This window comes from Pseudomonas sp. SDO5522_S412 (assembly GCF_054071215.1).
In genome coordinates, this window is sequence record NZ_JBSVWQ010000187.1 from 1 (window position 1) to 10,772 (window position 10,772).

At 62.5% G+C, this 10,772-nt stretch carries 9 protein-coding genes; 5 read left to right on the forward strand and 4 right to left on the reverse strand.

What is annotated here, in order from left to right; translation table 11 throughout:
- Positions 1 to 178: 178 nt before the first annotated feature.
- On the forward strand, positions 179 to 388 hold the full coding sequence (locus ACW9I6_RS25660) for a DUF2788 domain-containing protein (protein ID WP_026077819.1): 210 nt from the start codon (positions 179 to 181) through the stop codon (positions 386 to 388).
- On the opposite strand, the gene ACW9I6_RS25665 is transcribed toward ACW9I6_RS25660, so the two are convergent.
- The 4 genes from ACW9I6_RS25665 to ACW9I6_RS25680 all read right to left on the reverse strand — a co-directional run bounded on the left by ACW9I6_RS25665 (position 383) and on the right by ACW9I6_RS25680 (position 6,889).
- Entirely contained in the window at positions 383 to 1,024 is a 642-nt protein-coding gene (locus tag ACW9I6_RS25665; RefSeq protein ID WP_029616066.1) for a pseudouridine synthase, read from the reverse strand. The two genes, ACW9I6_RS25660 and ACW9I6_RS25665, sit on opposite strands and share 6 nt — an antisense overlap.
- 71 nt (positions 1,025 to 1,095) lie before the next feature.
- A complete protein-coding gene (gene amn / locus ACW9I6_RS25670) occupies positions 1,096 to 2,595 on the reverse strand; it encodes an AMP nucleosidase (RefSeq protein ID WP_172834544.1) in 1,500 nt (499 codons plus the stop codon).
- A gap of 174 nt (positions 2,596 to 2,769) precedes the next feature.
- Positions 2,770 to 4,422, reverse strand: a complete 1,653-nt coding sequence (locus ACW9I6_RS25675) for an acyl-CoA dehydrogenase family protein (RefSeq protein WP_087693593.1) — start codon at positions 4,420 to 4,422, stop codon at positions 2,770 to 2,772.
- A gap of 88 nt (positions 4,423 to 4,510) precedes the next feature.
- Positions 4,511 to 6,889, reverse strand: coding sequence for a hybrid sensor histidine kinase/response regulator (locus tag ACW9I6_RS25680; RefSeq protein ID WP_008436587.1), 2,379 nt, complete (start codon positions 6,887 to 6,889; stop codon positions 4,511 to 4,513).
- Between the two features lie 286 nt (positions 6,890 to 7,175).
- Here ACW9I6_RS25680 and ACW9I6_RS25685 point away from each other — a divergent pair, with 286 nt between their 5' ends.
- From ACW9I6_RS25685 to ACW9I6_RS25700, 4 genes are all read left to right on the forward strand, one after another.
- Positions 7,176 to 7,973 (forward strand): hydroxymethylpyrimidine/phosphomethylpyrimidine kinase, encoded by a 798-nt coding sequence (locus ACW9I6_RS25685; protein WP_177008849.1) that lies wholly within the window; start codon positions 7,176 to 7,178, stop codon positions 7,971 to 7,973.
- Between the two features lie 18 nt (positions 7,974 to 7,991).
- Positions 7,992 to 8,615 (forward strand): thiamine phosphate synthase, encoded by a 624-nt coding sequence (gene thiE, locus ACW9I6_RS25690; RefSeq protein WP_457339990.1) that lies wholly within the window; start codon positions 7,992 to 7,994, stop codon positions 8,613 to 8,615.
- A gap of 17 nt (positions 8,616 to 8,632) precedes the next feature.
- A complete protein-coding gene (gene hemL / locus ACW9I6_RS25695) occupies positions 8,633 to 9,916 on the forward strand; it encodes a glutamate-1-semialdehyde 2,1-aminomutase (protein WP_003215470.1) in 1,284 nt (427 codons plus the stop codon).
- A gap of 225 nt (positions 9,917 to 10,141) precedes the next feature.
- Entirely contained in the window at positions 10,142 to 10,696 is a 555-nt protein-coding gene (locus ACW9I6_RS25700) for a tetratricopeptide repeat protein (protein WP_017476238.1), read from the forward strand.
- Positions 10,697 to 10,772 lie beyond the last annotated feature (76 nt).

Below are 10,772 nucleotides of genomic sequence, written 5' to 3' on the forward strand. Positions count from 1 at the left end.
CCAGGCACCGAATGTGCTGACTGATCCACCGCATTCGCGAGCAAGCCCGCTCCCACATTTTGACTGTGTTCCCGCAGGGTGGTAAGTCTGCGGCAGACCGACGCAGGTCAATGTCGCGCCGATTGCCCTGGCGTATAATCGGCGCCCTGCCCCAGCCGGAAACGACCCGATGAACTCGATTGATCCCGCCGTGTTTGAAGAATGGATGATGACCGGCCTGGTCAGCATCCTGATCATTTTCATGGGCTTTATCGTCTGGGACCTGGCGAAGAAATCCAAGGCCGGGCGCTTTGGCTCGATGATCCTGTTCTTCGTGCTGGGCCTGGGCGTTGCCGCGTTCATCATCAAAAGCGTGGTGATCGGCCTGATCGAGTCCGGCGCCTTATAAGCGCGCCGGCACTTCTTTCCATTGGCCTTGGTCCAGGCCGTCGATCGACCAGTCACCAATCCGCACCCGCACCAGACGCAGCGTCGGCAACCCCACTGCCGCCGTCATGCGCCGCACCTGGCGGTTACGCCCTTCACGAATCACCAACTCCAGCCAATGGGTCGGCACGCTCTTGCGAAACCGCACCGGCGGGTTGCGTGGCCACAGTTGTGGCTCGTCCAGTTGCCGGGCTTCGGCGGGCAGGGTCATGCCGTCGTTGAGCTCCACACCGTCGCGCAGGCGTTGCAGCTGTTCCTCGGTCGGTTCGCCTTCCACCTGCACCCAATAGGTTTTCGCCAGCTTGTGCTTGGGGTCCGCGATGCGCGCCTGCAATTGGCCGTCGTTGGTCAGCAGCAACAGGCCTTCACTGTCACGGTCCAGGCGCCCGGCCGGGTAAATGCCGGGGATGTCGATGAAATCCTTGAGGGTCGCCCGCCCGCCTTCATCGCTGAACTGGGTCAGCACATCGAAGGGTTTATTGAACAGGATCAACTTGGGCTCGGCCGGTGGCGCCTTGGCGACACGACGCGGGGCTGACGAAGTTTGCGGACTTTTCACACCAGGGCGGCGGGAAACAGGACGGGCAGGACGGGACATGGCAAAGAAACATCTAACGGTCAGGACCGACAATGCTAGTGGCCTGACCGTTAAATAACCATCCCAACCGTTTAGCGGAACGGCGGCTCGTCGAAGCTGCGCAGTTTGCGCGAGTGCAACGAGTTGAGTTCGGTGCGCAACAGATCCACCGCCTCGATGCCGATCTTCAAGTGCTGGCTGACCGCACGCTCGTAGAACGCGTTGGCCGATCCCGGCAGCTTGATCTCACTGTGCAGCGGTTTATCCGACACACATAACAACGTGCCGTACGGCACCCGCAGGCGGTAGCCCTGGGCGGCGATGGTGCCGCTTTCCATGTCCACGGCCACGGCGCGGGACAGGTTGATCAGCGGCCGTTCCTGGGCCCAGCGCAGCTCCCAGTTGCGGTCGTCGTAGGTCAGCACGGTGCCGGTGCGCAGACGCTTTTTCAGCTCTTCGCCTTTCTCGCCGGTGACGTTGGCCGCGGCTTGCTGCAAGGCCATCTGCACTTCGGCCAGGGCCGGGATCGGAATGTTCGGCGGCACTACCCGGTCGAGAATCCCGTCGCGACGCATGTAGGCGTGAGCCAGCACGTAGTCACCGATGGTCTGGGATTGGCGCAGCCCGCCGCAGTGACCAATCATCAGCCAGCAATGCGGACGCAATACGGCGAGGTGGTCGGTGATGTTCTTGGCGTTGGACGGGCCAACGCCGATGTTCACCAGGGTCACACCATGGCCGTCGCTCGCCTGCAAGTGGTAGGCCGGCATCTGATAACGGTGCCAGACCACGCCGGCAGCAATGGCAGAGGCTTCGCCGTGGTCCATGCTCTTGTCGATGATCACATTGCCCGGCAGCACCATGCGGATAAAGCGCGGGTCGCTGCGCAACTGTTCCAGGCCATGCACGATGAACTGGTCAACGTAGCGGTGGTAGTTGGTCAGCAAAATCCACGGCTGCACATGGCGCCAGTCGCTGCCGGTGTAGTGCACCAGGCGGCGCAGGGAGAAGTCGACGCGGGCGGCATCGAACAATGCCAATGGCAGCGGGTCGGTGTTTTCCCAGTCGTACAGGCCGTCGGCGATGCCATCGGTGGCGGCAGACAGGTCGGTACTCGGGAACACCCGCGCCAGCGTGGCGGCAGTTACACCGGAGCCGGCCAGTTCGTCACCCTGCTCCACCACGTACGGGTAGGGAATGTTCTGCTGGCTGACGCCCACTTCCACCGTCACGGTGAAGTCGTGCATCAACGGCACCAGTTGCTCCAGCAGGTATTTGCGGAAGGCCGACGGATGGGTGACGGTGACGCTGTAGGTCCCCGGCAACTGGACCTTGGCATACGCCCGGGTGGTCTGTGGGACTTCGCCCTGCACCAGGTAGGTCAGGCGAAGTTCCGGGTAGCGAAACATCGCACGTTGTTCGGCGTCGGGTTCGACGCGGTCTTTGAGGTAGCGCTTGAGGGCTTGATTGAGCGCGCCAGTGGCACGCTCATGGAGAGCCGCCAGCCGATCCACGGCTTCTTCGGCGGTTTGAACGACAACAAAAGCTTCGGTCACGGTAAGCATCCTGTGTTCTGACTTGCAGGCCTTCATCTTGCCTGTATCCCTGGCGCACTGGAACACCGGAATTGGAATGCGATCAATAATGTGGGAGCGGCGGTGCGACGATTCGACTTGCTCGCGAAAGCGGTAGGTCAGTCAGCACATGTATTGGCTGATCCACCGCCTTCGCGAGCAAGCCCGCTCCCACATTTTGACCGTGTTTGTTCAGGAAAAAGGAGGTGTCGAGCGCGCGACAATCGCTTCCACATTCACACCCCGCGGCAAGGTGCCATAGACCCGGCCCGACGACTCACCCAGTCGGCTGGCGATAAAACCGTCACTGACACTGGCATTACCCGCCTCCAGCAACAACTTGGCCTGCAGTGCCACGGCAATGTCCTCGGTCAGTTGTCGGGCACGGTACTGGATGTCCTGGGTGTCCATAAAGGCCGACTTCAACTGCTCGATGTGCCGCGCCAGGTGCTTGTGACCGTGGCCATCCCCCAGCTCGACAAACAGCGCTTCCAGCACGCCCGGTTCTTTCGACAAGGCCCGCAGCACATCCAGGCACTGCACATTGCCGGAACCTTCCCACGTCGAGTTGACCGGCGCCTCACGGTACAAGCGCGGCAGGATACTGTCCTCGACATACCCCGCACCGCCCATGCACTCGGCGGCTTCGTTGATCATCGCGGGCGCGCGCTTGCAGATCCAGTACTTGCCCACCGCCGTCACCAGCCGGGCGAATTTGGCTTCCTGTTCGTTATCCAGATGGTCCAGCGCGCGCCCCATGCGCATGCTCAAGGCCAGGGACGCCTCGCTTTCCAGGGCCAGGTCGGCCAGTACGTTCTGCATCAACGGTTGCTCGCTGAGCACCCGGCCACCTACCAGGCGGTGAGCGCAATGATGGCTGGCCTGGGTCAGCGCCTGGCGCATCAGGGCGCTGGAGCCGACCATGCAATCGAAGCGGGTCATCGCCACCATCTCGATGATGGTCGGTACGCCGCGCCCTTCTTCGCCGATCATCCAGGCCAGCGCGCCACGAAACTCCACTTCGCTGGAAGCGTTGGAGCAGTTGCCGAGCTTGTTTTTCAGGCGCTGGATGTAGAACTCGTTGCGGGTGTCATCCGGGCGGTGCCGGGGCAGCAGGAAACAGGTCAGGCCCTTGTCGGTCTGGGCCAGGGTGAGGAAGCCATCGCACATCGGCGCGGAGCAGAACCACTTGTGCCCCACCAGCTCATACGCCTGGCCCGGGCCGCCAGCGCCCACCGGGTAAGCGCGGGTGGTGTTGGCGCGCACGTCGGTGCCACCCTGTTTCTCGGTCATGGCCATGCCGATGGTGGCGCCGGCCTTGTGGGCAATGCCGACGTTGCGCGGGTCGTATTCGGTGGCGAGGATTTTCGGCAGCCAGGTTTCAGCCAGGTCTGGCTGCAGGCGCAGGGCCGGGACGCAGGCGAACGTCATGGTCAGCGGGCAGCCGGTACCGGCTTCGGCCTGGCTGTGCAGGTAGGTCATCGCCGCGCGGGCCACATGGGCGCCGGATTGCGGATGGGCCCACGGCAACGACGGCAGGCCGTGTTCGACGGCGGTGCGCATCAGTTCGTGGTAGGCCGGATGAAACTCCACCAGGTCGATGCGATGGCCAAACCGGTCATGGCTGTTGAACACCGGTTTGTTCTGGTTGGCCAGGAACCCGGCTTCCATCAGCGGCCCGCCCGCCAGCGCACCATAGGTGTCGATGCGCTGCTCGGCCCAGCCGGCGCCGAAGCGCCGGGACCAGTCTTGCAGCGGCAAGTCGATACGGTACAGATTGGTGCCGTCCAGGGACGGTGGCTGGTTGGTGACGTCGTGGGTTTCGGCGAACTGGTGCAGGTGCATGACGGGCCTCCTGAAAAAAGGCCACGTTCATTGAGGCCTGAATTTCAGTTAAGCACCGTCACCCGGGTTAAAAAAGTGGCATAAACGCCTAATTGGCGGCGCTTTCACCCTCAACCATATGCAACAACCGCAGTTGCAGCACCCGTTGCAGGGCCTCGAAACGTACCGGCTTGGCCACTCGGTCGGTGATACCCACGCCGTGGCAGCGCTCGCGTTCCGGGGCTTGTAACGAGGTGCTCAAGGCGATCACCGGCAGCTCACCACAGCCGGGCAACGCACGGATCTGGCAGCACAGCGAAAAGCCGCCCTCGGGCACATCCAGCAACACTGCGTCGAAGGTTTGACTCTGCAGCAACGCCAGGGCGGCCGGCCCATTGTCGACGGTTTTCACCCGATAACCGAGCTTGAGCAACATGCCGCGCACCACCAGTTGCGCCACGCTGTTGTCGTCCACCAGCAGCACCGTGCACTCCTGCGGCGTGCGTTGCGCCTGCGGTACTCGCCGCACGGCAGCGGGTTCTGGCTGGACGGGGCTGACCGCAAGCTCCAGCTGGAAGCGACTGCCGCGCCGCGGCTCGGAATTGTGGGTGAGGCGCCCACCGAGCAACTCGATCAATTGCCGGCAGATCGCCAGGCCAATGCCCATGCCGCCGTATTGGCGAGTGGTCGAGCCATCGAGCTGGAAGAAGCGCTGATACAGGGTCGCCTCATCGAGGTAGGCGAAGCCGATGCCGGTGTCAGTGACAATGAAGGTCAGGCGCAGCGTTCCGTCCGCCTGGGGCACACCGACCACCCGCACACGCACCGAGCCCTCGTGGGTGAACTTGAAGGCATTGTCCAACAGGCAATCCAGGCACTGCGCCAGCTTGCCGGGATCACCGTTGATGCGGTCCGGCAGGTCTTCTGCCAGATCAATGGAGAACGCCAACCCTTTGTTCTGGGCGCTGGCCGCGAACTGCTGGCGCAAGGTGTCGAGCAGCCCACGCAGGCTGAACACTTGGGGTTGCGGGCTGAGGCGCCCGGCCTGCAATTCGGTGAGGGTGAGGATGCCGTTGACCATGCGCATCATCTCGCGGGCCGCACCGGAGGCGGTTTGATGGTACTGCGCGAGGTCGCCTGGCAGCGGCTCGGTCTGCATCAATTCCAGGGAGCCGATCACACCGTTCATCGGCGTGCGCAACTCGTGGGTCAAGGTGGCGAGGAATTCATCCTTGAGCTGGTTGCTGTGGGCCAGTTGCGTGTTGAGCACTTCGAGTTTCTGGCTGGCGTCGAACAGGATTTGCGCCTGTTGCTCGCGCATCGAATTGATCCGGTCGGCCAGCGCCAGGGACAGCAAGGCCACTTCCAGTGCCGAGCCGATCTGGCTGGCGTACATCGTGAGGAACACATTGGGCAGGTAGCCCAGCACCATCATCGTATTGACTACACCGCCCAGCAGGAACGCGGTCCAGGCGATGATGAAGTAGCGCGCCATGCGCTGGCCGCAATACCAGGCCTTGATGGCCGCGACGAAGATGGTCACGGTAAAGACCAGCGCGAGGGCGGTGGCCAGGCGCAGCGCCAGCGCATAACTGGTGAACAGTGCCAGCACCATCACCACCCCGCCGCTGACCGCCAGGGCCAGCAACAGCCGGTTGATCCAGCGACTGTAAAGCGCGGTGTGCAGGAAACTGCGGGCAAACAGGCTGCCGAACAGTGCCGCCGAACCGATCAGGAAGGGAACCGCCGCATTCGCCCACCACGGGTTATTCGGCCAGAAATACTGCACGGCCACGCCGTTCACCGACAGCTGATACAGGCCGAACGAGGCGATATAGAGGATGTAATAGAGGTAGCTGGTGTCGCGCACGCTCAGGTAGATGAACAGGTTGTAGATCAGCATGCCGAGCAACACGCCGTAGATCACACCCAGCACGTACAGGCGCAATGGCTGTTCTTCGAGGTACGCGGTGGTGGACCAGAGGGTCAGCGGTGCCTGGATCGAGCCCTGGCTTTGCAGGCGCAGGTACAGGGTTTCCTGCTGGCCAGGGACGAAGTCGAGCTTGAACAGGTAGTTGCTCTGGCGGATTTCGCGGCTGGAAAACGGCAGGATGCTGCCGGTGCGCGACACCAGTCGATAGTTGCCGACACTGTCAGGCTCGTACAGCTCCAGTTGGTTCAGCGGAGGGTAAGCCAGTTCCAGCAGCCAGCGGCGCGGGGCATCCGGGCGCTGTGCGCGGTAATGCAAATCGACCTTGAGCCAGAACACCGAGCGCGAATAGCCGGCATTCAATGTGGCTTTGTCGTGGGTCTTGAAACGACTGGCGAGGACCGGCGAGCTGATATCGCCAATGGTCAGGGCGCCACTGGGGTCCTCAAGGACTTGCATCACTTGGCCCAGGGGCAACCGCGTGGTGGTCTCGTTGAACTCGACTGCGCCGGCCAGCATCGGCAGCCCGGTCAACAGTAACATCAGCAAATAGCGCATAGAGCCCCAGCGTGACCTGTCCGGTTATGTCAAAAGCCTCCATTCCTTTTGAGCAGACGTAAACCGGCGATACAGTTATTGGTTTGAATCCACTCTAGCATAGCCATTACAGGCCAAAAGACACCATTGAAATAATTTTTTGAAAGGCTCTAGAGCGGGCATTACAGGGCATTTGACCTGTATTTCAAGATGATAGCAAACAGCCATTTCCACCTTCCCCTCCGCTAAAAATTCAACCATCGCCCGACAGCCACCCAAAAAGCGTTTGGTGGTAAGCTCGCGCACCATGAATATCTACAGCTCTCGCCCCGTTGTCCTCTGTCTCTCCGGCCATGATCCCAGTGGTGGCGCCGGCTTGCAGGCAGATATCGAAGCCCTGCTCGCCCAGGGCTGTCATGCGGCCCCGGCCGTCACCGCGCTGACTGTGCAGAACACCGTCAACGTCAGCGATTTCCGCGTGCTGGATCGCGAGTGGGTGCTGGCCCAGGCCAACGCCGTGCTCGGTGACTCCGAAGTGGCCGCGGTGAAACTGGGCATGCTCGGTTCCCTGGAGATGGTCGACACCGTGGTCGAACTGCTCAAGGCGCACCCGCATTTGCCGGTGGTCTGCGACCCGGTGCTGCGTGCCGGCGGCGGCGGCAGCCTGGGCAAGGACGAGGTCGGCTACGCCATGCGCGAGCGGCTGTTGCCGCTGTCGATGATCGCCACCCCCAACCTGCCTGAAGCACGCATCCTCGCCGAACTGCCCGAGGGCACGGCGGACGAATGCGCAGCGAAACTGCTGCCGTTCATCAAGCACCTGCTGATCACCGGCGGCCATGGCGACGAGCACGAAGTGCACAACCGCCTCTACAGCCGCGATGGCACGCACCAGACCTTTACCTGCCAGCGACTGCCCGGCAGTTATCACGGTTCGGGCTGCACCCTGGCCAGCGCGCTGGCCGGTCGGTTGGCACAAGGCGAAGGGTTGGTCAGCGCGGTGCAATCGGCCCTCAACTACACTTGGCGCACCCTGCGTGACGCTGAACAACTCGGCCAGGGGCAATTCGTGCCTCGTCGTCTGCCGTTGGATTTCTGCTCGTAACACCAAGAGGCCTGCCCGATGAAACTACGTGGCCTTTATGCCATTACCGACAGCCAACTGTTGGCCGGCAAGTTCCTGGCCTACGTCGAAGCGGCGTTGGACGGTGGCGTGACCCTGCTGCAATACCGCGATAAAAGCAGTGACGAAGCGCGCCGCCTGCGGGAAGCCGAAAAACTGCGAGAGCTGTGCTCGCGCTACAAGACCCAACTGATCATCAACGATGACGCCGAACTGGCCGCACGCCTCGGCGTCGGCGTGCATCTGGGCCAGACCGACGGCCCGCTGACCCCGGCCCGTGCGCTGCTCGGTTCCAAGGCGATCATCGGCTCCACCTGCCACAGCCAGATCGAACTGGCCGAGCAGGCTGCCCGCGAAGGTGCCAGTTATGTCGCCTTCGGCCGCTTCTTCAATTCCAACACCAAGCCCGGCGCGCCGGCAGCCACCGTTGAACTGCTGGCCCAGGCCCGCGCGCGGTTGCACCTGCCGATCTGCGTGATCGGCGGCATCACCCTGGAAAACGCCGAGCCGCTGGTGGCCCACGGTGCCGACTTGCTGGCAGTGGTCCACGGCCTGTTTGGTGCCGACAGCACCCAGGACGTCACGCGCCGCGCCCGCGCTTTCAACGATCTTCTAAAATCTTGAATTCAGAGAACACGATCATGTCCCGTTCCGAAACCCTGTTTGCCAATGCCCAGAAACACATCCCCGGCGGTGTGAACTCTCCCGTGCGAGCGTTCAAGAGCGTTGGCGGCACCCCACTGTTCTTCAAGCATGCCGAAGGGGCCTACGTCACCGACGAAGATGACAAGCGCTACGTCGACTACGTGGGTTCGTGGGGCCCGATGATCCTCGGCCACAGCCATCCGGAAGTACTGGACGCGGTGCGCCAGCAGCTGCAACACGGCCTTTCCTATGGCGCACCGACCGCCATGGAAACCGAGATGGCTGACCTTGTGTGCTCCATCGTGCCCTCCATGGAGATGGTGCGGATGGTCAGCTCCGGCACCGAAGCCACCATGAGCGCGATACGCCTGGCCCGTGGGTTTACCGGCCGCGACAGCATCATCAAGTTCGAAGGCTGCTACCACGGCCACTCCGATAGCCTGCTGGTCAAGGCCGGTTCCGGTGCGCTGACCCAAGGCGTACCGAGCTCCGCCGGGGTGCCGGCCGCGTTTGCCAAACATACCCTGACCCTGCCGTTCAACGACATCGCTGCCGTCGAGCAGATGCTCAGCGAAGTCGGCCAGGAAGTGGCGTGCATCATCGTCGAGCCGGTGGCCGGCAACATGAACTGCGTGCCGCCGGCGCCGGGCTTCCTGGAAGGCCTGCGGGAACAGTGCGACAAGCACGGCGTAGTGCTGATTTTTGATGAAGTGATGACCGGCTTCCGCGTTGCCCTCGGCGGCGCCCAGGCTTACTACGGCGTCACGCCGGACCTGAGCACCTTCGGCAAGATCATCGGTGGCGGCATGCCGGTGGGCTGCTTCGGCGGCAAGCGCGAAATCATGCAGCACATCGCGCCGCTGGGCCCGGTGTACCAGGCAGGCACCCTGTCGGGTAACCCGCTGGCCATGGCCGCCGGCCTGACCACCCTGCGCCTGATCAGCCGCCCGGGCTTCCACGCCGAGCTGACCGACTACACCACTCGCCTGCTGGACGGCCTGCAACAGCGCGCCGATGCCGCCGGCATTCCGTTCGTGACCACCCAGGCGGGCGGCATGTTCGGCCTGTACTTCAGCGGCGCCGACGACATCGTCACCTTCGACGATGTGATGGGCAGCGATGCCGACCTGTTCAAGCGCTTCTTCCACCTGATGCTGGAAGGTGGCGTGTACCTCGCCCCGAGCGCTTTTGAAGCCGGCTTCACCTCGATCGCCCATGGTGATGCCGAGCTGAAACTGACCCTCGATGCCGCCGAGCGCGCCTTCGCCGCCTTGAAATAAGCGGATCAAAAATCAGGCGCCGCCCCTGGCGGCGTCAGATTTGCTACTTTGCTTACAGGCATTTCCGTCTTTTTTCGAGAATTCACCTGCAATCCGGCAGATAACTTGCCCACGCAGCAGAAAAACGAGTAAAGACTTTGTAAGCAGGTGCCTGCTTATTTCATAATGCGCGCTTATTGGATCCCCCCGTGGGTCCCGCGCCCCGTCAGAGGTAAGTCGATTCCCATGAAACGCACCGGCCGCACCCTGGTTCTGGGCTGCCTGTTGCTCCTTCAGCCGCTGCTGGCGTTTGCCCAGGCAGGCGGCAACTCGTTGTTAATCCCAGCGATGGGTCGTTGCACCCTCAATACCCAGCCGGAAAGCCAGGCCGAGGCCCTGAGCGCGTGCCAGAAACAGGCCGATGGCGGGGATGCGCAGGCGCAATACGAGTTGGGCGAGTACTTCTACGACAGTAAAAACCCCGCACGCGACCTCAACAAAGCCTTGAGCTACTTCGAGAAAGCCTCGTTGCAGGGCCACGCGCAGGCGCAATTCCAGCTGGGCACCATGTTTTTCCACGGCGAAGGCGTACCGGCCAATAACGTCCAGGCGTACATCGTGCTGAAAATGGCGGCGGTGAACGGCGCCGAAGATGCACTGGACACGGCCGACGAAGTGGCCGAACACATGCAGCGCGACGAACTGGAAGTGGCGACCCAGGTGCTGGGGCAGATTTTCCGTAACTACCTGCAGGAACTGCAGAGCGCAGATGGCAGCTCGCCGTTTTCGCCGCTGCCCTGAGTTTTGTAGCGCCTTTACTACCGCCTTCGCGAGCAAGCCCGCTCCCACATTCGACTGCATTCCAAAGGTGGAACTC

What these genes read in the sequence shown, in the direction of transcription:
- ACW9I6_RS25665 (WP_029616066.1), bottom strand. Translation starts at nt 1,024, where the DNA reads ATGTCCCGTCCTGCCCGTCCTGTTTCCCGCCGCCCTGGTGTGAAAAGT.
- amn (WP_172834544.1), bottom strand. Translation starts at nt 2,595, where the DNA reads ATGAAGGCCTGCAAGTCAGAACACAGGATGCTTACCGTGACCGAAGCT.
- ACW9I6_RS25675 (WP_087693593.1), bottom strand. Translation starts at nt 4,422, where the DNA reads ATGCACCTGCACCAGTTCGCCGAAACCCACGACGTCACCAACCAGCCA.
- ACW9I6_RS25680 (WP_008436587.1), bottom strand. Translation starts at nt 6,889, where the DNA reads ATGCGCTATTTGCTGATGTTACTGTTGACCGGGCTGCCGATGCTGGCC.
- ACW9I6_RS25685 (WP_177008849.1), top strand. Translation starts at nt 7,176, where the DNA reads ATGAATATCTACAGCTCTCGCCCCGTTGTCCTCTGTCTCTCCGGCCAT.
- thiE (WP_457339990.1), top strand. Translation starts at nt 7,992, where the DNA reads ATGAAACTACGTGGCCTTTATGCCATTACCGACAGCCAACTGTTGGCC.
- hemL (WP_003215470.1), top strand. Translation starts at nt 8,633, where the DNA reads ATGTCCCGTTCCGAAACCCTGTTTGCCAATGCCCAGAAACACATCCCC.
- ACW9I6_RS25700 (WP_017476238.1), top strand. Translation starts at nt 10,142, where the DNA reads ATGAAACGCACCGGCCGCACCCTGGTTCTGGGCTGCCTGTTGCTCCTT.